The organism is Streptomyces sp. NPDC059092, from assembly GCF_042756365.1.
Classification (GTDB): domain Bacteria; phylum Actinomycetota; class Actinomycetes; order Streptomycetales; family Streptomycetaceae; genus Streptomyces.
Map to the genome: position 1 here is coordinate 1 of NZ_JBHZEJ010000012.1, position 21,941 is coordinate 21,941.

The 21,941-nt window shown below is 72.0% G+C and carries 18 protein-coding genes and 2 pseudogenes; 9 read left to right on the plus strand and 11 right to left on the minus strand.

The window, feature by feature from the left end; all coding sequences use genetic code 11:
• Positions 1–59: 59 nt before the first annotated feature.
• On the minus strand, positions 60–1,085 hold the full coding sequence (locus tag ACFXPL_RS10035; RefSeq protein WP_384915443.1) for an LLM class flavin-dependent oxidoreductase: 1,026 nt from the start codon (positions 1,083–1,085) through the stop codon (positions 60–62).
• 122 nt (positions 1,086–1,207) lie between these two features.
• On the opposite strand from ACFXPL_RS10035, the gene ACFXPL_RS10040 reads away from it, so the two are divergent.
• The 4 genes from ACFXPL_RS10040 (at position 1,208) to ACFXPL_RS10055 (ending at position 5,876) form a co-directional block, all read left to right on the plus strand.
• A complete protein-coding gene (locus tag ACFXPL_RS10040) occupies positions 1,208–2,026 on the plus strand; it encodes a response regulator transcription factor (RefSeq protein WP_384915775.1) in 819 nt (272 codons plus the stop codon).
• Positions 2,023–4,167 (plus strand): sensor histidine kinase, encoded by a 2,145-nt coding sequence (locus ACFXPL_RS10045; RefSeq protein ID WP_384915446.1) that lies wholly within the window; start codon positions 2,023–2,025, stop codon positions 4,165–4,167. Before ACFXPL_RS10040 ends, ACFXPL_RS10045 begins: the two co-directional genes overlap by 4 nt.
• Positions 4,168–4,312: 145 nt before the next feature.
• On the plus strand, positions 4,313–4,834 hold the full coding sequence (locus tag ACFXPL_RS10050; protein ID WP_384915449.1) for a hypothetical protein: 522 nt from the start codon (positions 4,313–4,315) through the stop codon (positions 4,832–4,834).
• 364 nt (positions 4,835–5,198) lie between these two features.
• Complete coding sequence (locus ACFXPL_RS10055) at positions 5,199–5,876, plus strand: class F sortase (RefSeq protein ID WP_384915452.1); 678 nt, start codon at positions 5,199–5,201, stop codon at positions 5,874–5,876.
• 54 nt (positions 5,877–5,930) lie between these two features.
• On the opposite strand, the gene ACFXPL_RS10060 is transcribed toward ACFXPL_RS10055, so the two are convergent.
• Genes ACFXPL_RS10060 through ACFXPL_RS10075 form a run of 4 tightly spaced genes read right to left on the minus strand, consistent with a single transcriptional unit; the run spans position 5,931 to position 10,940 of the window.
• Positions 5,931–6,974 (minus strand): NAD-dependent epimerase/dehydratase family protein, encoded by a 1,044-nt coding sequence (locus ACFXPL_RS10060; RefSeq protein WP_384915455.1) that lies wholly within the window; start codon positions 6,972–6,974, stop codon positions 5,931–5,933.
• The gene (locus tag ACFXPL_RS10065) at positions 6,971–8,968 is read right to left on the minus strand and encodes a fatty acid CoA ligase family protein (RefSeq protein WP_384915458.1); all 1,998 of its coding nucleotides are present in this window, start codon (positions 8,966–8,968) and stop codon (positions 6,971–6,973) included. The genes ACFXPL_RS10060 and ACFXPL_RS10065 overlap by 4 nt, the downstream gene beginning before the upstream one ends.
• 5 nt (positions 8,969–8,973) lie before the next feature.
• Positions 8,974–9,882: a hypothetical protein gene (locus ACFXPL_RS10070; protein ID WP_384915461.1), complete on the minus strand. Its 909-nt coding sequence runs from the start codon at positions 9,880–9,882 to the stop codon at positions 8,974–8,976.
• Positions 9,883–9,884: 2 nt separating this feature from the next.
• A complete protein-coding gene (locus tag ACFXPL_RS10075) occupies positions 9,885–10,940 on the minus strand; it encodes a 3-oxoacyl-ACP synthase III family protein (RefSeq protein WP_384915464.1) in 1,056 nt (351 codons plus the stop codon).
• Positions 10,941–11,264: 324 nt separating this feature from the next.
• On the opposite strand from ACFXPL_RS10075, the gene ACFXPL_RS10080 reads away from it, so the two are divergent.
• Complete coding sequence (locus ACFXPL_RS10080) at positions 11,265–12,728, plus strand: cytochrome P450 (RefSeq protein ID WP_384915467.1); 1,464 nt, start codon at positions 11,265–11,267, stop codon at positions 12,726–12,728.
• A gap of 30 nt (positions 12,729–12,758) precedes the next feature.
• Here the strand turns inward: ACFXPL_RS10080 and ACFXPL_RS10085 are convergent, their stop codons facing one another.
• On the minus strand, positions 12,759–13,670 hold the full coding sequence (locus ACFXPL_RS10085) for a LuxR C-terminal-related transcriptional regulator (RefSeq protein WP_384915470.1): 912 nt from the start codon (positions 13,668–13,670) through the stop codon (positions 12,759–12,761).
• Between the two features lie 309 nt (positions 13,671–13,979).
• Positions 13,980–14,227 (minus strand): annotated as a pseudogene (locus ACFXPL_RS10090) (spore photoproduct lyase family protein); the annotation flags it as partial.
• A 309-nt stretch (positions 14,228–14,536) separates the two neighbouring features.
• Here ACFXPL_RS10090 and ACFXPL_RS10095 point away from each other — a divergent pair.
• From ACFXPL_RS10095 to ACFXPL_RS10105, 3 genes are all read left to right on the plus strand, one after another.
• The gene (locus ACFXPL_RS10095) at positions 14,537–16,057 is read left to right on the plus strand and encodes a cryptochrome/photolyase family protein (protein ID WP_384915473.1); all 1,521 of its coding nucleotides are present in this window, start codon (positions 14,537–14,539) and stop codon (positions 16,055–16,057) included.
• Positions 16,058–16,413: 356 nt separating this feature from the next.
• Positions 16,414–17,013, plus strand: coding sequence for a hypothetical protein (locus tag ACFXPL_RS10100; RefSeq protein WP_384915476.1), 600 nt, complete (start codon positions 16,414–16,416; stop codon positions 17,011–17,013).
• Positions 17,014–17,641: 628 nt separating this feature from the next.
• Complete coding sequence (locus ACFXPL_RS10105) at positions 17,642–18,418, plus strand: polysaccharide deacetylase family protein (protein WP_384915479.1); 777 nt, start codon at positions 17,642–17,644, stop codon at positions 18,416–18,418.
• Positions 18,419–18,556: 138 nt separating this feature from the next.
• On the opposite strand, the gene ACFXPL_RS10110 is transcribed toward ACFXPL_RS10105, so the two are convergent.
• Both ACFXPL_RS10110 and ACFXPL_RS10115 read right to left on the minus strand, forming a co-directional pair.
• Positions 18,557–19,300, minus strand: a complete 744-nt coding sequence (locus tag ACFXPL_RS10110) for a hypothetical protein (RefSeq protein WP_384915482.1) — start codon at positions 19,298–19,300, stop codon at positions 18,557–18,559.
• Between the two features lie 215 nt (positions 19,301–19,515).
• Complete coding sequence (locus ACFXPL_RS10115) at positions 19,516–20,163, minus strand: TetR/AcrR family transcriptional regulator (protein WP_384915485.1); 648 nt, start codon at positions 20,161–20,163, stop codon at positions 19,516–19,518.
• A 566-nt stretch (positions 20,164–20,729) separates the two neighbouring features.
• Here ACFXPL_RS10115 and ACFXPL_RS10120 point away from each other — a divergent pair.
• Positions 20,730–21,290 (plus strand): hypothetical protein, encoded by a 561-nt coding sequence (locus ACFXPL_RS10120; protein WP_384915488.1) that lies wholly within the window; start codon positions 20,730–20,732, stop codon positions 21,288–21,290.
• A gap of 40 nt (positions 21,291–21,330) precedes the next feature.
• Here the strand turns inward: ACFXPL_RS10120 and ACFXPL_RS10125 are convergent.
• Both ACFXPL_RS10125 and ACFXPL_RS10130 read right to left on the minus strand, forming a co-directional pair.
• Positions 21,331–21,441 (minus strand): annotated as a pseudogene (locus ACFXPL_RS10125) (short-chain dehydrogenase); the annotation flags it as partial.
• A 95-nt stretch (positions 21,442–21,536) separates the two neighbouring features.
• On the minus strand, positions 21,537–21,905 hold the full coding sequence (locus tag ACFXPL_RS10130; RefSeq protein WP_384915491.1) for a nuclear transport factor 2 family protein: 369 nt from the start codon (positions 21,903–21,905) through the stop codon (positions 21,537–21,539).
• Positions 21,906–21,941: the final 36 nt, after the last annotated feature.

A 21,941-nucleotide genomic window follows, 5' to 3' on the forward strand; every position in this document is an offset into this window, starting at 1 on the left:
GCACAGGCCCGTACGACGCGTCGTACGGGCCTGTGCCGGCCGGTGGCGGCGGACCGGCCTCAGCCGGTGGCGGCGGGCCGGCCGAGCGCCGGTCCGAGGCGGGTGGCGATGTCGGTGAGGATCTGGACGTAGTCGTCGTGGCCGAAGGTGAACGGCAACGCGAACGCCACCTCCTCGACCTCGCGGAACGCCGCGTGGGAGTGGAGCCGTTCGGCGATCTCCGCCGAGGTCCCGACCAGATCGGGCGCGAACATCAGGCGTGCGGGACCCTGCGGAGTGGTGGTACGCGGCAGGCGGGTCCTGGCGTACTCCTCGTACTTCGCGCGCTGTGCGGGCGTGGCGCTGTCCGTCGGGATGACGACGAGCCCCTGCGAGACACGGGCGCGTTCGCCGTCGGGGTGGTGGGCGCGGAAGGCCCGGATGTGCGAGAGCTGGATCGCGGCGAAGTCCAGGGGCTCTCCCGGCCCCTCCGGTGTCTCCGCTTTGACGACGCTGCTGGTGAGGAGGTTCATGCCGTGCTCGCCGGCCCACCGCGCCGACCGCAGGCTGCCGCCGCCGTACCACATGCGCGCGCCGAGGCCGGGGGAGCGCGGCTCGACCCTGTCGGAGAAGGACTCGAAACCCTGGACGCCGCTGAAGCCGGAGGCGCGTTCGCCGCGTACGAAGCCCAGCAGCCGCCGCACGCGGCCGTGGCCGAAGTCCTCGGCCTCCGCCGTGTCCGGGTAGAGCGCTTCCTTGACCTGGTCGTAGTTCATCGGCGGCCCGACGCTGACCCCCGGGTTGAGCCGGCCGCCGGAGAGGATGTCGACGGTCGCCAGGTCCTCGGCCAGTCGCAGCGGATTCTCCCAGCCCAGAGGGATGACCGCCGTGCCCAGCTCGATCCGGGAGGTGCGCTGCGAGGCCGCCGCCAGCAGGGCCACGGGCGAGGAGACGCCGTACTGGAGATGACGGTGGCGCACCCAGGCGCTGTCGAACCCCAGCCGCTCGCCCAGCTCGATGATCTCCAGGGTCGACTCGTGTCCCGGGCGGGGATCGGCGCCGTCGAACAACCCGATCGTCAGGAAACCCAGCTTCCGTAGCTTCATGCGGGGCCGAACGCCGGGCCGGGCCCGGTTCATTCCCGTACGCGAGCCTTTCGTGCGCAACTCGCGTTCCGGGTAGGGCAGTTGGTGTTTCGCATACGATCGTACGCGTGTGCGCAAACATCATGGTCGCCGAAGACGACGCGAAGCAGGCCGAACTGGTGCGCCGCTACCTGGAGCACGAGGGGCACGCGGTCACGGTCGTCGAGGACGGCCGTGCCGCACTGGAGGGGGTCCGGCACAGAGAGCCCGACCTGCTCGTCCTCGACGTGATGATGCCCCGGGCCGACGGCCTCGACGTCGTACGGATCCTGCGCGCCGAAGGCCGGGAGGTGCCGGTGCTGATGCTGACGGCCCGCTCCACCGAGGACGATCTGCTGCTCGGCCTGGATCTGGGCGCCGACGACTACATGACCAAGCCGTTCAGCCCGCGCGAGCTGATGGCACGCGTGCGGACGCTGCTGCGCCGCCACCGGCGCAGCGGCGCTTCCCCGGATCCGGGACCCGGCTCCGGGCCTGTGCCGGTCCCCGCGACCGCGACCGCGACCGCGCTCGCGCCGGTGCCGGTGCCGGTGCCCGCTCCCGCCGTGGAAGCCGGGCCCGAGGACGAGGTGCTGTCGGTGGGCGCGCTCCGGGTCGATCCGGCCCGGCACGAGGTGTCGGTCGCGGGCACGACGGTCGTGTGCACGCCCGGCGAGTTCCGTATCCTCGCCGCGATGGCGGCGGAACCTGACCGGGTCTTCACCCGGCAGCGGCTCCTGGCGGAACTGCACGGCTTCACCACGTACATCAGCGGGCGGACCGTCGACGTACACGTCATGCATCTGCGCAAGAAGATCGAGCGTGCTCCGCGCCGGCCGACCCGGCTGCTCACCGTGTTCGGTGTGGGTTACAAGCTGACGGACCCCGCGAAGAACGGACCCCGTGAAGAACGGACGCCATGACCCGTCGTGAGAAGCGCACCGCCGCACGCCTGCCGCTCCGCAAGAGCCTCCTCGGCCGGCTGCTCACCGTGTCGGCGCTGGTGGCCTCGTGCTCGGTCGCCGCCACCGCCTGGCTCGTCGTGCAGACGACCACCGTCGCGATCCGCCAGGAGCAGGGCCAGAACCTCAGCGCCGACGCCACCATCTACAACACCCTGATGGGGTACGCGGCCACCCACCCGAGCTGGGAGGGTGTCGACGCCACGGTACGGAAGCTGGCCCGGGACTCCGAGCGCCGGATCACGCTCACCACCCAGGACCGGCGGCCGCTCTTCGACTCCGCCGCCTCCGAAGCCTCCGCGTCCGGGCCGGGTCGGGCCTCGTCCGCCGACGCGTCCGTCGATCCGCTGCCGTCGCAGGCGTCGGCGGTCGTCGATCCGCTCTCCGTCGACACCGCGCTGGTGCCCGACGCGTCCTCCGGGGACGCGGACCGTGTCGATCCCCGCGCCGTCGGGCCGTTCCTGCTGCCCGCGGACGAACGCACGACCCTGCGCCGGATCGCCGTCAGGAAGGTGGAGTGCCTCAACGGGCTGGGCGTCGCCGCGGACATCGTCGACAGCCCGAGCGGCCGGCCCCGTATCCACTTCGTCAGCAGCAGCGACAACGAGCGCTCCATGGACGCCAAGTGCCTGACGAGCAAGTCGGACGGCCCCACCGAGACCGAGAAGAAGGCCCTCGACGCCCTCAACCAACTCGCCGACGCCTGCCTGAAACGGCAGGGCAGGACCGGCGTGGAACTGAACCTGGACCTGTCCTGGCGGCGGGAGTACACGGAGGCCACGGCCGGCGCAGTCCCCGCCGAGCTCCCCGTGGACGACTCCGGCGGGGCGAGGCCGGCCGGGCAGGAGGCCGCCAAGCGGGCGGAGGACGAGGAAATGGCCCGTGCGACGGCGGCGAAGGAGCGGGCGGCGGCGGCCTACGGGAGCCGGGGGCCGCTGACCGAGGTCCGGAACAGCAAGTACGACCGGGCCATCGCCTCCTGCGTCGGCAGCGCCCGCCGCGAACAGCTCACCGGTCATGTCGCCGCGCCCGCACTGCTGTTCATCGGCGGCCCGCGCGCCGTCAGCGTGCCCGGGTTCGACCTCTCACCGACGAACACCGCCCGTATCGCCGGGGTCGCGGCCCTCGTCCTCGCCCTCACCGTCGGTGCCTCGGTGATCGCCGGAACCCGCTTCGTACGCCCGCTGCACGCGCTCACCGGCGCCGCCCAGCGGATGCGGGACGGCCTGGACTCGGCACCCGTGCCGGTCGGGGCGGACAACGAGATCGGCCGGCTGGCCACGGCCTTCAACGACATGGCCGCACACCGCGCCCGGCTGGAGGCCCAGCGCAAGGCGATGGTCAGCGACGTCGCCCATGAACTCCGTACGCCGCTCAGCAACATCCGCGGCTGGCTGGAGGCGGCACAGGACGGTCTGGCCGAACCCGACCCGGCGTTCGTCTCCTCGCTGCACGACGAGGCGGTACAGCTCCAGCACATCATCAACGATCTCCAGGACCTGGCGGCGGCGGACGCGGGCGCGCTGCGGCTGCACATGGAGCCGGTACGGATCGACGACCTGCTCGGCCAGGTCGCCACGGCGCACCAGGCCCTGGCCGAGACCGCGGGCGTCACGCTGGCGCTCGCCCCGGCCGCGCCCGGCACCCCGGGACCGCCACTGCTCGACGCCGACCCGGTGCGGCTGCGCCAGGCCGTCGGCAACCTGGTCTCCAACGCCGTACGGCACACCACGCCCGGCGGACGGGTGACGCTGCGCTCGTACGTCACCGACGCGGCGGACCCCGGTGAGGAGGTGGCCGTCGAGGTCTCCGACACCGGTACCGGTATCCCGGCCGCCGATGTCCCGCATGTGTTCGACCGCTTCTGGCGGGCGGAGAAGTCCCGTAACCGGTCCACCGGCGGCAGCGGCCTCGGCCTGGCGATCGTCCTCAAGCTCGCCGAGGCCCACGGCGGCACGGCGAGCGTGGCGAGCACCGAGGGGGAGGGCTCGGTCTTCACCCTGCGGCTGCCGGCCGCGCCGGAGACCGGCCCGGTCGGCAGAACCGGAGAGACGGGGGAGGTTCAGGGAGGCCACGAAGGCCAAGGAGGCCGGAGAGGCTGACGGTCCCATCGCTCGGCCCTGATGCGATGACTATGACGCCCTGACAGGTTCTTCACATGTGGCCGACAGGCTGGGGCCATGCCCGGAACCTGGTGCGACTCGGCAACCAGGCACCACCCACACCGGGCCGGAACTGGAGCATCCCATGTCCCGTCATCTCCGCCTGCGTCTCGCCGTGCTGACCGCTGTCGCGGCCGGCGCGCTGCTCGCCCCGGCCACCGCGGCCGTCGCCTCCGACCAGGCCCAGGCCTCGGCGCCGAACGCGGCGGCGACCGCTACGCCGGGCAAGGAGTCGGCCGAAGAGTCCACCGACGCGAAGATGAAGGAGGCCGCGGCGGCGAAGAACGCTGCCGCCAGGAAGGCCGAGGCGGCCAAGCGTGCGGAGGACGGCGCGGTCCCGCGCGGCGCCGTCGCCGCGGGCGACGCGCCGTCCGACGGCTCCGTGACCGCCAAGAAGAAGCGGGCCGAGGACGAGAGGGCCATGGCGGCCAGGAAGGCCGAGGCCGCCAAGGCGGCCCCGCGCGGCGGCGTCGCCGCGGGCGAGGCCCCGGCCGGATCCTCCTCCGGTGTCGCCCCCCTCGCCGGTACGGCCGCAGGCGCGCTGCTGCTCGCGGGCGCCGGCACCTTCGTCCTGCGCCGCCGCTCCACCACGCGCGCCAACGGCTGACCCGAACACCGCACACCGCCACACCGGCGCACCGCTACACCCGCGCACCGAAACGCCGTTACACCCGCGCACCTGCCACACCCGCGCACTGCCAGCCGAGCCCGTGAGCCGTACGGGCCGGACGTGAGGTGAACACCCGCGCACTGCCACACCCGCGCACTGCCACACCCGCGCACTGCCACACCCGCGCACTGCCACACCCGCGCGCCGATACGCCGCGCACCCCTACGCACCGCGCACCCCTACGCCGTACACCCCGTGCCGCACACCGCACGACGCCTGATCAGGCACACCGTGGCGCCGCCCCTTTCGCGGGGCGGCGCCATCGCTTCTTTCCCCGCCCGTCCCACCCCTGGAGCCCGTCGTGTCCACCGCGCACCCTCAGGTACGGCGCCCCGGCACCCTGCCGGCCCTCGTCCTCGCCCTCACCGCCGCCGTCCTCCTGACGCTCACCGGCTGTTCGTCCACCCCCGGCGCCGCGGCGTCCGACTCCGGCACCGTGGCCGTCGGCGCCCCCTCGTCCGACGGCGGGAAGGCGGACCAGGACGGGGCGTCCGACGGGGACGCGGAGCCCTCCGGCGGTACGGAGGGTGGCGCGCCCGCCGCGCCCGCCGAGGTCGACATCCCCTCGGTCGGGATCACCAGCTCCCTCATGGACCTCGGCCTCAACGCGGACGGCACCGTCGAGGTCCCGCCGGCCGAGAAGGGGATGACCGCGGGCTGGTACACCGGCGGCGCCGTACCCGGAGAGACCGGCGCCGCCGTGATCATCGGCCACAACGACACCCGCTTCGGCAAGGCCGTCTTCCACGACCTGAAGAAGATCGCCAAGGGTGCGGACATCACCGTCACCGACGAGCGGGGCGAGACCGCGCACTTCACCGTCACGGCCACCGAGAGCGTCAGCAAGAACTCCTTCCCCACCGACAAGGTCTACGGCCCGACGGACGACCGCGCCCTGCGGCTGATCACCTGCGACGGCGACTTCGACGCCCAGGGGCACCCGGTGAACAACCTCATCGTCTACGCGACGCTCGCCTGACGGGCCTCCGGGCGGGCGGGAGCAGCCGTCACCCCACGGCGTCACCTCAAAGCCTCACCGCACGGCGCGCTTGAACTGCTCCACTCCGCCGACCGAGGCGACCCACGCCATGAGCTGTTCCAGCCCGTCCTCCTGGCTGATCACCGGCACGTAGCCGAAGTCCCGTTCCGCCGCAGCCGTGTTGTACGTGGTCGAGCGGGTGAGCAGCGCCACCGCGTAGCGGGTGAGCGGCGGTTCGCGGCGGGCGGCGAGCGCGGGCAGGCGCCATGCCAGCTCGACGGCCTCGACGAGGGCGTCCCGTACGAGCGGGGGGATCCGGCGGGTCGGCGGCCGTACGTCGAACAGTTCGGCCAGCCGTACCAGCAGCTCCCGCAGGTCGGTCCGCTCCCGGTCGGCGACGAAGTACGCCTTGCCGCCGACCCGTTCGGCCGGGGCGCCCGCCGCCAGCAGCGACGCGGCGACCGCGTTGTCGCAGTGGCAGAGCGAGGTCAGCACCTGCCGTCCCGCCGCCAGGTCGGGCAGCCGTCCCGCCGCCATCCGCCCGACCATCCGGGGCAGGAACCCGGCGCGGTCGCGCGGCCCCCAGACGCCGCGCGGGCGCAGCGAGACCGTGGTGAACTCCGGCCGGTTCGCGGACAGCACCAGGCGTTCCGCGGCTGCCTTGGTCTCGGAGTAGAGGTTGTAGTAGCGGCTGGGGTAGGGGGTGGACTCGTCGATGCCGAGCCGGTCCCCCTCACCGACCCGCATCAGCGCGCTGGGGCTGCTGATGAAGACGAATCGCTCCGCCCCGGCCTTGCGGGCGGCGTCCATCAGCAGTCTGGTGCCGAGGACGTTGGCGCTCCAGAACTGCTCCCGGGTGCCGTGCTCGACGACCCGCGCGGCGCTGTGGTGGACGACGTCCACGCCCCGGACGGCGCGCTCCAGCGAGGCGGCGTCCTCCAGGTCGCCGTACGCCGGTTCCAGGCCGGGGTTGGCGCGCAGCCGGGTCGGGTCGGCGCTCGGCCGGACGAGGACCCGTACGTCGTGGCCCGCGTGCAGGGCTGCCTCGGCGAGGTGTCCGCCGAGGAATCCGGAGGCGCCGGTGATCAGGACCTTCATGACGCTCCCGTGCTCTCGTCCCGTGCCGGGGCGGCGGGCGGCAGGGTGCGCCACCAGGTGGCGCCGTACAGCATGGTCAGGCCGGCGGTCGCGGCCCCGCCGTATCCGGCCGCGCGGCCCCGCGGGAGCGCCGCCGGGATCTGGGCGGCGTGGACGCCGACGCTGAGGAAGGCGTCGGCCCACCACAGGGCCCGTACGACCGGATGGTTCGGCAGGACCGGCCCGGCCAGCAGGTAGGCCCAGCCGGCCAGCGGTACGGCGCGCAGCGCCCAGGTCCGCGCGGTGGTGGCGGGGCGGCGGCGCGCGGCGAGTTGCCGCGCGGCCCAGACGGCGAGCTGTTCCCGGCCGATCTTGGCGTTGTGCCGTATGTCCACGGGGAAGGCCGGGTGGCGCAGGAACTCCTCCAGGCCCTGGGTCACCTCGTGCTCGGCGGCCAGCTTGCGCAGCTGCGGTACGAGTTCGCGCCACCGCTCGTCGGTGACGCCCGGTTCGGTCTCGACGCAGACCACCGGTCGCTCGGCGCCGGGCTCTCCGACGCCGACCAGGGCGGCGCGCCGGACCTCCGGGTGGGCGTTGAACACGCCTTCGCACCGCACGGTGTGCAGGTCGCCGCCGGGGGTGCGGACCCGCTGGGCGCGCCGGCCGCAGAACCAGAGCCGTCCCGACGTGTCCAGGTAGCCGAGGTCGCCGGTACGGTGCCACAGCCGCGTGGTGCCGTCGCCGGTCTCCTCGGGGATCTTGTACTGGGCGTTGGCGGCGGGGTCGCGGTGGTAGCCCTGGCTGACGGCGTCCCCGGCGAGCACGATCTCGCCTATCTCGCCCTGCGGCAGGGCCAGTTCGGAGTCCCATCGGGCCACGGGTCCGTCGGACACCTGGATGATCCGTACGGCCATGCCGGGCAGTGGGCGGCCCACGCACGTACCGGCGCCGGACGCCGAGAGCGCGGCCGTCCCGCCGAGCACGTCGGCCGACTCGACGGAGGAGATCGGCAGCGCCTCGGTGGCCCCGTAGGTCACATGGAGCTCCGCCTTCTCGCCGAGCGCCCCGCGTACGGTCGCCACGACGTCCGGCGGTACGGGGGCCCCGCCGGCGGCCACGAACCGCAGGTCGGGCAGTGCGGTCCGGTGCTGTTCCAGATGCCGCCCGAGCACCCGCAGCAGGGCCGGGGAGGCGATCATGCTGGTGACCCGGAAGCGGGTCAGGGCGTCGGTCAGCAGTTCCGGCCTGGCGTCGGCGACCTTGGCGGGCGACACCGGCGCGAGGACCAGGGTCGAGCCGAGGAGCAGGTCGAGAATGCCGTACGCCGGCAGGGTGATCAGGGAGACGTCGTCGCTGTCGCGCTCGTGGACGGCCTGGAGGAGACGCAGCATGGGCGCGCTCATCCGGTGGGTGTACTCGACGCCCTTGGCGGGGCCGGTGCTTCCCGTGGTGAAGGCGATCATCTGGAGGTCGCCGGCGGACGGCCGGGGCAGGGCCTCCGCGCGTGGGCCGGCGCGCAGCCCCGCCAGTGTCTCGCCGCCCCAGAACCAGCGGCGGCCCACGGTGACCTTGGCCCGGACGTCGCCGAAGGCGCGGCGGCCGAGGACCCGTACGACATGCGCGACGGGCAGGCCGATGAACGCCTCCGCGCCCACCGCCCGGTAGCAGTGCAGCATCCGTTTGACGCCCATGCCCGGGTCCACCACGACCGGGACGGCGCCGATCCGGATCAGGGCGAAGACGACGGCGAACAGGTCGGGGCCCGGGGGAGTCATGAGGATGGTCCGGGTGGACCGGGTGATGCCGATCCGGTGGAAGCCGGCCGCCAACCGCTCTATCTGGTCGTGGAGTTCGCCGTAGGTCAGCTCGCTGTAGCGGATCGACCCGTCGGCTTCGTGGCCGTCCGGGTAGACGATCGCGGCCTTGGCGGGGAAGGTGCGGGCGTTGCGCTCCAGGATGTCGGCGGGGCCCTCCTCCGGGCCCTCCGGGCGCGTCGCCGCCGGTGTCGTGGTCATCCGGGTCACCGGTCCTGGGGCCGGTAGCGTACGCAGGTGACGCTCGGGCCGGCTCCGGCGGCCACGAACAGCAACTCCTCGTAGCCGTCGGGCAGTCCGTCCCGTACGGCCTGGAGATAGCTGAGCACCGGGGCGGCGGTGTGCGGTTCGCCGCCCGCCGTGTCCGGCACCTCGGGGGCCACGACGGCCGCGCCGTCCAGGCCCAGGCGCCGGGCCAGCTCCTCGGGGAAGCCGGGTGCGGGCCGGTTGCAGACCAGCAGCGTACGGTCCGGTGCCAGGTCCTGTTCCCGGACGTACCCGGCGACGCTGTCGGCGGCGAGGTCCAACAGCCGCTCCGCCCAGCCCTCTTCGTGGCGTACGGTGATCTGCCCCCGTTCGGCGCCGGTCCCGCCGGCCAGGTTCACGTAGCCGGTCGTCCCCGCGGTGGACCGGGCGCTGTAGGCGCGCACCGGCCCGAAACCGCTCCCGCCGTCGGCGCAGCGCTCCAGCAGCAGGGCCGCGCCGAGGTCGGCGTACGGATAGTCGGGGTCCAGGCGGGCGTTGCCGCCGGGGTGCACGTCGGCGGCCGTGACCAGGACGCGTTCGGTGCTGCCGCTGCCCAGCAGGGCCTGGGCGACCTGGACGGCGTTGAGGACGCCGCAGGCACCGTTCATCAGGTCGAAGGAGAGGCCGGGCGACCGGTCGACGGTGTAGTCGAGGCTGGTGCCCACCTCTTTCTGCACCAGCGCGGCCATGGCGGGTTCGATGGCGTTGTTCTCGCGGTAGACGCCGACGTTCACCAGCACGCCCACCGCCTGGGGCGCCAGCCCCGCCTGGGTCAGACAGTCCTGGGCGGCCTCGGCGGCCAGCCGTATGTCGGAGGTGTGGACGGCCCGCGGCGCGGTGGCGGAGGCGGCCCTGATGATCGTACCCACGGTCAGACTCCCAGATTGGTGATCGTCACGGACAGGCCCCCGGTGACCACGCCCGAAGCGGCGGGCACCAGCAGGTACTTGGCGCCCCGGCGCGCGGTCCCGGCCCGCAGGTGCTCGCCGAGCGTGACGAAGTGCGAGGTGCTGGCGGTGTTGCCGAGGTAGTCCGCCGTGGACAGCGTCTCGGGCATCGCGGTGCCGAACTCCGCCTCCCCGTGCTCCTGCATGAACTCGATGAAGCGGGTGGAGACCTGGTGGTGGATGACGTAGTCGAACTTCTCGCCCGCGAAGTCGGCGCCGTCCTTGGCGAGGAAGTCGCTGTAGAAGCCGGACCAGATCTTGCGCCGGCCCTCCGCCTGCTGGGTCTTGGAGTCCGTGTACATGGCGAGGCCGCCCGTACGCTCGGAGGGCATGGCCAGGCACAGGTGGGAGTACTCGGCGGCGGTCATCAGCTCGACGTGGTGGATCCGGTCGGCGTCGTCCTCGGACTCGTCGAGGATCACCGCGGCGCCGGAGTCCCCCACCGTGAGGGAGGCGAACTGGGGGTCGCGGGACGTGTCCATCTCCGCGGCGGCCGTCCGCGCGATGGGGGTGATGCGCTCACCGCTGACCACCAGGCCGTTACGGACGATGCCCTCGCGGATCATCCGGTCCAGGATGTGCACGCCGGTGATCATCCCGGCGCAGGCGTTGGACAGGTCGAAGTGGATCGCCGTGTGGGCGCCGAGCTCCTCGATGAGCATGCGGGCGAACGACGGCTCGAAGAGGTACGTGTCACCGCCCTTGCTGCGGCTGATCGACGTGGAGATCACCACGTCCAACTCGGCAGCTTCGTAACGGGAGTTGCGCAGCGCGTCCTGGGCGGCGCGCAGGGCCAGCCCGAAGGAGTCCTCGCCGGCGTCGGCATCGGCGACCCGGCGGGCCGTGACGCCGGTGACGCGCTCCAGGGGCACTTTCCGCGCCCCCCTGATCGTGGCGACCAGCTCGGATGTCGGCTGCACCGCGGCGGGCAGATAGGTCCCCAGCGCTTCGAAGCGGCTGGCACGCGCGTTCGTCGCCATCCCGTCCTTCTTTCTCGATCCGGGTCCCGCGCGGGCGTCTGCCGCGCGAAACGGTGCCGCGCCCGCACGGTTGCGGACGCGGTCGGGCGGAGGGTGGCACCGGCGTCGGGGCGCGGCCCGCCGTCGGCGGACGGCCGCGGCCCCCGGCGGCGTCGGGACCACATTCTTCGCGCATCCCGTCCTCCAAGGTCACTACGTGGACACGTAGGACCGGCACTACGTATCCACGTAGTGCCGGTCGCCGGGCGGGTCTGCCAGTCTCGACGGTGACGCGGTGATCACGGAGCGCAGGGGCGCGGAGGGTCGCGGAGGGGAGCGGAGAGGATGAGCATGACGGACGGCGCGCACCCCCCGGGACCGGCCGGTCCCGGCCTGGAGGTCCCGGGACCGACCGGCTCGCGGCTGGTCCGCTCCCTGCTGGAGCTGCGCGGGAATCCGATGCGTACGTTCCGGCGCGCCCAGCGCGAGTACGGGGACGTCGTCCGCCTCGGCGCGGACCTGCCCGGTCTGCGGCTCGACCTCCATCTGGTCTTCTCCGCCGACGGCGCGCGGGAGGTGCTGGCCACGCAGGCCGCGAACTTCCGCAAGGACAACGTCATGTACGAGGTGATCCGGGAGTCCTTCGGCAACGGTCTGCTCACCAGCCAGGACGACGCGTACCGGCGTCAACGCCGCCTGATCCAGCCGCTGTTCACCCGCCGCCGGGTCGACGGCTACGCCGACGCCGCCGGTACGCAGGCGGAGTCGCTGGCCGAGCGGTGGCGCGGCGCGCCCGATGCCACCGTCGACCTCACCCGCGAGATGCCCGCCTTCGCGCTCCGCGCCCTGTGCCACATCCTCTTCGGCGCCGACTCCGACGCCGCCGTCCAGGTGGTGAACCGCTGTCTGCCCGTACTCATGGACTACACACTGGAGCGCGGCAACACACCGCTCACGCTGCCCCGCCACTGGCCCACGCCGCGCAACCGGCGGGCCGCCGCCGCCCAGCGGGAGCTGTACGAGCTGTGCGACCGGATCATCGCGGAGCGCCGGGCGGGCCGGGCGGCGCGCGGGGCCGCGGCCCTGAGCGCCGGCGGCGAGGCGGACGACGACCTGCTGGGCCTGCTCATCGGCGCCTCCGGCGAGAACGACGACGCGCTCGGCGTCGACGAACTCCGCGACCAGATACTGATCTTCCTGGTCGCCGGGCACGAGACCACCGCGACCGGGCTGGCCATGGCCCTGTACCTGCTCGCCCGCCACCCGGAGGCGCAGGCCCGCGCCCGCGAGGAGGTCGACCGGGTGCTCGCCGGGCGCCGGCCGGGAGCCGCCGACCTGGACGCTCTTGCGTACCTCACGCGGGTGCTCAAGGAGGCCATGCGCATCCAGTCGCCGGTCCCCTTCATCTCCCGCCGGGCCGTCGCCGACGCGGTGGTCGACGGGCACCGCATCCCGGCCGGGGCCGATGTGATGGTCTGCGGCGCGGTCACCCAGTACCACCCGGCGTACTGGCCGGACCCGGAGCGCTTCGACCCCGAGCGCTTCACACCGGAGGCCGAGGAGGGCCGCCCGCGCTACGCGTGGTTCCCGTTCGGCGGCGGCAGCCGGGCCTGCATCGGCCAGCACTTCTCGATGCTGGAGTCGGTCCTCTGCCTCGCGGTGCTGCTCCAGCGGTACGAACTGCGGCCCGTGGGCGCCGAGATCCCGCTCGGCAACACGGTGACGCTCAAGGAGAACGGCCCGATCCGCTGCCACCTCACCGCACGCACCGCCGCCCCCGCCTCCGCGAAGCGGTACGCCGCCGGATGAAGGTGACCGGACGGTGCGGCGGCGGCGTCGTCAGCAAGCCCCTTCGACGTTCGGCGTCCGGTGCGCGGCGAGCTGCCCGACCGGCGAACTGAGCATATTCGCCAACTGGACACGCGACCGGACTCCCAGCTTCTGGAAGATGCGGCGCAGATGAAAATCGACGGTATGGGGTGAAATGGAGAGTCGGCCCGCTATCTGATGATTGCTGAGCCCCTCGCGCGCCAGATTCGCGACGGCCCGTTCCGACTTGGTCATACGGGCCCAGGAGGCGTCCGGTACGGAGCGGGCGCCGGGTAATCCGGCGGCGGAAATTCCGGCAGCCTGAATTCCGGTGGCGGAGAGGTCGTCGGCGGATCTGTCGGCGACCCGTTCGGATAACTTCCGCAGCCGCCGGACGACCCGCTCCTCGTCGCGGACGGAACCGATCTTCCGGTAGATCTCGGCCGCTTGCCGCAGCCGGAATTCCGATTCCGCGTACGGCCGCTCCGGGTCCGCCATGAGCAGCACCCCCAGATCCTCGACGGCCGACGCGCGGGCCCACGGATCCCGGTAACGCTCGACGACCCGGTGGAGCCCCGCGGCGTCCCGGTCCAGCAGGCTGCGCGCGTGCAGCGACCCCGGCCGCGTCTCGGGACCCGCCGCCGCCACGACCGCCTCGGCCGCCGCCCGGTCGTCGGCCCGTAACAGAACCCGGACCAGCCACGGCGCGGCCTCCGGCTCCAACGAGAGCATGACCCCGTCCGCCAGCTTTTCCGACTGCTCCGCCATGAACCGCTCAACGGCGCGCCGGGGTCCTATCGAAGCCGCCGCGAACTGGAGTATCAGCCAGCTGTAGCGGGCCAGTTCATCGGGCGGGGCGGAATCCGAGATCGCGTCATGGACGGTTTCGACATGCCGGGCCGCAGCCAGCAGATCCCCTCGCCGTATGGCTGCTGTGGCCAATATGGAAGGAGCGAATTGTCCCTTGTTCATGGCGATGGAAATTTCCCTCGTAGGTCGCGATTCGACTGCAACTGCAAGGCGCGGTACGTTCCCGGGGGGTTACGGCCGGGTTATCTTTCCGTGTACGCCGTGCAGGTAAATTCGCCGCCGACAGGAGAGCGTATTTTTATGTGGAACTTCGGATCAACTGGAGTCTAGCCCCGATCCCGCACGAGGGGCTGTGAGCTTGTCGGACGCGCCTTTCGTCCCACTTCGGCGTGTCCGCGTCGACCGTCATGGGCCGGAGTCGCTGTCGGCTCCCCGGGAGCTTCCCGCCTCGACTACGTGCCGTCGTACGCGGGTGACGATCGCCTCGATGCCGGTGAACGGCGTGATCGGGTTGGCGTACCCCTCGCGCCGTGGGACGTAGCGGTAGGCAGGCCATGGCGCGGCCGTTGGAGGCGCCGGGGGGCGATCCAGCCGGCCGACCTGCCGTTGGGACGGGTCGTGAGGGACCTCCTGACGCCCAGGACCAGAGTCTCGCTGATACGGGCCCCACGGGCGATGCTGCCCTCATTTCGCGGGCGGGGCCCCGCCTCCCGCCGAGCCCGTGGCAGCCCGGGGGGAGGGCGCCGACGGTCGGATTCGACCCGGCGGGGGAGGGCGGAGTGTCGGCGCGCGGGCGCGGGCGGAGGCTGACAGCATCGGCCCGGAGGGCGAGCCGCTGGTCACCGTGCGGCGCGGCGTACCGGCGGCCCTCCGGCCACCACCGCACCGACACCTCCGACCACCGCACCGACACCTGCGACCCGCCCCCGTCCCGGCCGCGCCGCCACCTCGGCGCCGTATCCGCGCGCGGGCCACCGGCCGTTGAGAGGCGGAACCCCATGGCGCCACGCCCCCACTGGCTGTTCGGGGACCAGCTCGGTCCGCACTTCCTCGACCCGCGCCACGGCGGCCCCGACGCGCGGGCGCCGGTGATCATGATCGAGGCGCGCTCGGTGCTGCGCAGGCGTCGTTTCCACCGCGCCAAGGCCCACCTGGTGCTCTCGGCGATGCGGCACCGCGCCGCCGAACTCGGTGACCGCGTCACCTACGTCCGCGCCGATACGTACACCGAGGGCCTGGAGCAGGCCCTCCGGCACCGCGACACCGGTGACCGGGTGACGGTCCGCCACCCCACCTCGCGCCGGGCGCTGGACTTCGTCGGTGCGCTGGACGGCGTCGAGATCCTGCCGCCGAAGGGCTTCCTGGTGGGCCACGACGCCTTCGCCGAGTGGGCCGGCCGCAGCCGCGGCCGGAGCCTGCGGCTGGAGTCGTTCTACCGCTGGGTGCGCGAGCGGCACGACCTGCTCATGGACGGCGACCATCCCGCGGGCGGGCGGTGGAACCTCGACCACGACAACCGCGAACCCCCGCCGCGCCGACAGGAGACCCTCGACGTGCGGGGCCCCTGGCAGCCGGCCGAGGACGCCATCGACGACGAGGTCCGCCACGACCTCGACCGCTGGGAGCACGACGGCGACGTCTCCTTCGTCGGCCGTGACGGCCCCCGGCGCTTCCCCGCCACCCGGCGCGAGGCGCAGTCCGCGCTACGGCGCTTCGTCACCCACCGGCTGCCGGACTTCGGCCGCTACGAGGACGCCATGCTCGGCGCCGACCCGGTGATGAGCCACAGCCTGCTGTCCGCACCCCTGAACCTCGGTCTCCTCGACCCGGCCGAATGCGTGGAGCGCGCCGAGCGGGCCTACCGGGCCGGCGACGCGCCCCTCAACAGCGTCGAAGGCTTCGTCCGGCAGATCGCCGGCTGGCGCGAGTACGTCTGGCACCTGTACTGGCACTTCGGCGAGGACTACCGCCACCGCAACGCACTGCGCCACACCACCCCCCTGCCGGACTGGTTCCTCGGCCTGGACGCCGACGCGGTCACCGCCAACTGCCTGTCCACCGTGCTCGCGCAGGTCCGGGACACCGGCTGGACCCACCACATCCCCCGCCTGATGGTGCTCGGCAGCCGCGCCCTCCAGGACGGCTGGGACCCGGCGGCCGTCACCGACTGGTTCCACCGCTGCTTCGTCGACGGTTACGACTGGGTGATGCTCCCCAACGTCGTCGGCATGTCCCAGTACGCCGACGGCGGCCTGATGACCACCAAGCCCTACACCTCCGGCGGCGCGTACATCCACCGGATGAGCGACCTGTGCGGCCCCTGCGCCTACCGCCCCTCCGACCGCACCGGTGACCGTGCCTGCCCCTACACCGCCGGCTACTGGGCCTTCCTCCACCGCCACCGCCCCCGACTCGCCGCCAACCACCGCACGGCCCGCGCAGTGAAGGGCCTCGACCGGCTGGGGGACCTGCCGGAACTGCTCGACACGACGGCACGGCGGGGCGACACACCCCCTTGACGGCGACACTCGAACGCGGCCTCCGAGCGGGGGGAGCGACCCGAGCGGGCCGAAGGCCGTGCGGCCGGTCGGCCGGTCGGCCAAATCCGCCCGCTTTCCACGCGACGAGTTACTTCGTTGCTGAAAACACCGCCGAAGCGGGCAGGCCATCTCTTGATCCTCGCCGTATTTCTCTACGGATTCCTCGTTTCGCTCGCGATGCGAGAGGGTTCGTCCCCGGTCCTGCGAAAGGAATTGCTCGGAGGATTGACCCGTACTGTCATGACCGTGCAGACATGCATAACGGGAACCGGGCGGGCGTTTTCGTGATAGGGTTTCAATGAATTCACAGGACGCCACGAAAAAAGGGGAATGGCGTGAACACCGAGAAGGTTACGGCTCGACGTCTTACGGCCGGAGAGGTTTCGGAGTTGGGCCTCCAGGACGGAATCTTCGTCTCGGCAGAGATGAATGGCCTTCCTCTCGACTGCTACGCCCCGGCTTTCCTCACAGAGCCGGGTAAGAACTTCGAGGGAGGGTTCTTCGCCGCGAGGACGGCCTTCGGCGAGGAAATCCGTGTCCTCCCGGACGACGCCGAAGACCGCGGGATCTGGGTTGCCGACAAGACGGGGGAGGAGATCGAGGTTCTCCGGAGTGCCGGCGTTCTCCTGAACCTCGCACTCTTCGTTCCCAATGGGAACAAGGAATCCCTGGACTCGCTCTACGCCGCCGCGCGGGACGCGTTCGGCGCGGGGATCGTTCAGCGCTGGAGCGAGGAATCCGTAGCGGTGCCGGACGTCAAGGTCGACCTGTTCGAGGAGCCGGCCCGGGGGCGTAAGAACACGAGCGGCCAGAACCGCGACCGCCGCGCCCTGGACATCTACCCGACCCGAGTGCGGTTCATGGAGCCCAGCGACGGCTGGAAGTTCATCGTCGAACCGCACAAGGAAATCGTCGACGAGACACCGACGATCTGACCTGATGGCAGTCCAGAGAACACACCGGCAGTACACGGCCCCCCCGATGAAGAATTCGAGGGGGCGTGGGGACTGAAAATGAAGAGGCTGTTGCCGGCAGCCACTCAGACGCTCGGCCGGGGTTTCCTGGCCGAGCGTTTTCGAGTAGGTGGACGTGGGGTTCTGCGGCGACCCAGCCGCTCGTGCCTCGGAATCGCGGATGCCCTGAATGCCGCAGCCAGATGTGCATCGGAGCAGAGGTATCGCATGCGCGACGTCGCGACGAACCCCGTCCGCGCGGCTCAATTCACATGACATATGTCCAGCCATTCGAAAAGCCCGGCGGGGAGAGTCCGCGGCAAGCCGCCCGGTTCGGGGACGCACGGGCCACGGCCAGGGCTGTGGAAGCGCCGCGCTCCGGCGCCTGATGGGGAACGACCGCCTCGCGGCCGGTGCGGACGCCGGCGCCCTCACCCCCCCGAGGACCAGGTGCGGGCCAGGCCCGCCCCTCTCCGTCCCGGAACTCCTGTGTTTGTCGCCGACCCCCTGCGGATTCGTCCGTGATCGGTAACAGGGGGATCCTGTGCGGGCGTTCGTATGTCTTCATGGGTGCACGGCATCGGCGGAGACAGCAAAGGGGCGGGCGGACATGGCGAAGCACAAGGGAAGGGGTTGGTACAGCCGGCTTCTCGCGGCGGCGCTCGGTGTGACAGCGGTGGCCGCCGCCACGTCGGTGTGGACCGCGCAGGCCGACCCCACCGGAGGGCGGCAGCCACAAGCGCGTGTCTCTGCGCCGGACAACCAGGACCGGACAGTGGCCAAGGTGGCGGCGGACATCGCGCACGCCTCGGACCGCGGCGACCGGGGTGTCAACATCACCATCGACGACGGACCGGACCCGGTGTGGACGCCGGAGGTGCTGCAACTGCTGAAGGACAGCGATGTGAAGGCTACGTTCTGCATGGTCGGCACGCAGGCCAAGGCGTACCCGGACCTGGTCAAAGCGGTCGTGGCGGACGGGCACCGGCTGTGCAACCACACGGTCTCGCACGACACCGCCATGGACAAGAAGTCCGAGGCCTACCAGTCCCAGCAGATCCTGGATGCCGAACGCATGATCACCGAGGCGTCCGGAGGCGTCCGGCCGCAGTACTACCGGGCCCCGGGCGGTGCCTTCACCCCGTACAGCCGACAGCTCGCCGCGTCCCGGGGCATGCGGCCGCTGGGCTGGAACGTCGACTCCAAAGACTTCGAGCGTCCCGGCACGGACACCATGGTCGCCACCGTCAAGAGGGAGATCTCCGACGGGCCGACCGTCCTCTTCCACGACGCGGGAGGGGACCGCTCCCAGACCGTGGCCGCTCTGCGCGAGGTGCTGCCCTGGCTGAGGGAGCAGGGGTACTCGTTCGGCTTCCCCGTGCGGTGAGTACGACCGGCCCGCGCCGACAGCGGGTGCGCGGCGGGCGGCGATGGCGATGGCGATGGCGGCGGTCATGAGGCCGGGTGGTCGGGTGGGGCGCAGGTATGCGCTCCTCTCCCCGCTCCACCGGCCACGTTCAGGTGTCTACAACCTCCTGTCCCCTTGCCAGGTGACCGACGTCAGCGCCTCCAGGCCGCCATGTGCGAGTCCCTTGTAGGTGACTTTCCTGGCAGGGCCGAGTTCGTGTGCGGTCCGCACCGCCAGGTCCGTTCCCTCCCGGAACAGCCGCTGCCACTCGCCGTCGTACTTGCCGTCCTCCCGGTCCCGCAGGTCCAGGTTCAGCGTGGTGTCGATGCTCTCCGCCCACGTGTACAGAGCGGCGACGAGGCCGTCGGACAGGGGCAGGGCAGCGGCGGGATCATCGGGGAGGAAGTCCCCGAATCCGTCGGAGCGCAGCGGACCGAACCCGTACTCGCCCTCGACCGTGATGTCGAGCGGGTGCGGGGGCGTGCCGTGGGGGTCGCGCTCCCAGTGGAGGCGATCACAGCCCCAGCACAGCCACTTCGCCGTCCTGCGGCCCTCGTCCCAGTAGCGCACCGTCCACGACGGCCCGAGCTGCCTGGCCAGCCGTTGGGCGGCCGCCAGACCCTGCTTGACGTACCTGCGCAGGTCCGGACGGGAGACGAAGCCCCCCGGTGGGTGGGTCAGCGACCAGGAGCGCAGCGCGTCCGTCAGATCTGCCGGCAGATCCAGCCGGGGATCGTCCAGCCGGATGGCGCGGGTGAAGGCGCCGAGGTCCTCGAAGGCCCCGGGATCCCGCGACTCGTACAGCGGGGACGGTTCGTCGTGGGCCCGCACGAGCAGGTGCCGCGGTTCGTCGAAGGTCATGCGGGATGTGCTCCGATCACGAATCCGCTGTCGGCCGGGGAGGTGCCGGCCGGGGAGGTGCCGGCCGGGCCGACAGGAAGGTTGCGGTGGCTCCGCTTCCCCGCCCCGCCTGTCCGGCGCAGGGTGCCGCCGGGCGGCCGTGCGGTGAGGGTGTCCGGGGGACGGGGCGTGCACACGGCGGAGACGTTCCTGTGCCCCGAGTACTCGAACCGGTGTCAGCGGCGCACGTTCCGGCCGGAGTCCGCGTTCGGCGCAGCGGTGCGGGCATCGGCCGCCAGTTCCGCGCTGCGCGCTTCCAGAATTCCTTCGACGCCTTGCAAGAAGGTCTCGCAGACCAGTTCCGGGTCGAAGAGGCAGCCGGCTGCCATGGCCCCGTCCCGGAGCATGACCAGGTGTCGTCCTGCCGCGTCGGCGGGTGTGGCGCCGGTCTGTGCCAGCAGGTCCGTGACGGTGTCCAGGAACCATTGCCGGTGGGCCAGGACGGCCAGGTGGATCGGGTGGGCGGGGTCGGGGTACTCGGCCACCGCGTTGAGGAAGGCGCAACCGCGGAAGCCGGGGGACCGGATGCCCTCGGCGATGGACCGGCTGACGGCCCGGACCCTGTCGCCCGGCGACCGGCCGCTCGCACGGGCAGCCGCGACCTGTGCCCGGATGCCCTGGTCGGCCTGGTCGAGATAGGCGAGGATCAGCGCTTCCTTGCCCGAGAAGTGCCGGTACACCGTGGCCCGGGTCACCTGCGCTTCCGCGACGATCCGGTCGATGCCGACGGAGTGGATTCCCTCCGCGTAGAAGAGCCCGGTCGCTGTGGCGAGCAGCCGCGATCGCGCCTCGGACGTGCTCTCGCCTTTCGTACTCCGACTCATGGCGACCACCCTACCAAGCCGTTGAGGGAGAACGTTCGGTCTTGACAGGGGGTGCGTCCTTCGCCTTGACTTCGGCAAGACCGAACGTTCTCCCTCCTGATGGGTGGTGCCCTTGTGACGCTCAGCCGCAAGATCGTTTTCCCGGATGTGGCTCGGGCGGCCGTGGTCGGCTCCGCGACGGCTTCACCCGCCGTCGCCGGACAGCCGCCCGCGGCCTCCGTCGCCGACACGAGGCCGACGACCTCCCGTCGGCGTCGCGGCGAACACGGCCGCGACACGGCGCCCGGACGGCGCCACGGGTCCGGCCGGACCCGGCTCCGCCACGGCCTGGAAGGACATCCCCTCCAGGTACCCGGTACCTGGTCGCCGAGCAGGACCGCGCCCGCGCGCCCGACCCGGAGCGCCGCACGGCCGACCGGACCGGCGCGCACGGAACAGGTCAACGCCTCCCACTCCCTGCCGGTGAGCCGGCCCGGCACGCGCACGCACCTGATCGAGGAAGCGGACGACGGCACGCGATGACCGAGCCGTTTCGCGTCCATTCGCTGTCACTGAAAGGAACTTCCGTGGAAACCATCGTCGGTACCGTCCCCACCAGCGTCCCTGAGGCGCTGCGCAAGCTGTATTTCCTGCGCTTCGCTTTCGCCGCCGTATGGGCCGCCCTGCTGTTCGCGACCGCCGACACACTGGGCCCGCTCAGCGTCACGCTGCTGGTGATCTACCCCTTGTTCGACGTGGCCTGCGCGGTCGCCGACGTCCGGTCCGCCCGCGCGGACGGCGGCCCGGTCCGGGGCCTGTACGCGAACATCGCGCTCAGTACCCTCACCGCTGTCGGCCTGGCCGTCGCCGCCACGTCCGGCATCCCGGCCGTCCTGCGGGTCTGGGGCATCTGGGCCGTCACCGCGGGCATCGTCCAGCTCGTCGTCGGCGCTGTCCGCCGCCGGCTGGGCGGACAGTGGGCGATGATCGCCAGCGGTGCCATCTCCACCCTCGCCGGGGCGTCCTTCTTCGCGCAGGCGGGCATGGACGGCGCCGCCCTCACCGATCTCGCCGGCTACGCCTTCCTCGGCGGCGTCTTCTTCCTCGTCTCCGCCCTCCGTCTGAAGCGCGCCGAGAAGAAGGCCTGAGCCCTCCTCGGAATCCGGGCGCGTGACCCGCCGGCGCTTCATCCGCCACCTCTGCGGGCAGGTTCTTGTGCAGAATGCCCGTGTCGATCGGCCCAGGGCTCACCGCACGGACACGTACGCCGCGCGGCAGCGGCTCCCGAGCCCAGGTCTGCGCGGTGAAGCAGGGCCCCTGGTGTCGGCCGGCCGGCCGCTTCGCGGGAACGGCCGCGGTCAGCGCTGGTCGGGGGATCCGGACGGCGGCATGGATCAGTTGATCGGTACGACGTTGAAGTATTCCTCGATGCGGTCGATGAGGCCGCCGTCGAACCGGAAGTACATCGCCGCGTGTACCTCACTGCGGGACCCGTCGGTCGTCGTCAGGTGGAGTACCTGCTGCTGGAGCACCTCGTCGCGGTCCTGGAACTGCCGCACGATGTCGTACCGGAGTGTTTCGACGTCTGCGGCGAGTCGCCTGAGCAGTTCCATGTTCTCGTCGATCGGCTGGTCGCCGCTTCCGTCGCTGTGCCACACGGTGGCGGTTTCGGTGCACAGGGATCGCATCGTGGCGTAGTCCCGCACCTCCCACTGCCGGAGGTAGTGCACCGCTGCTGCGCGAAGGTCCTGGTCGGATGTCATCGTATTTCCTTTCGGGGTGCGCCGGTTGCGGCGGAT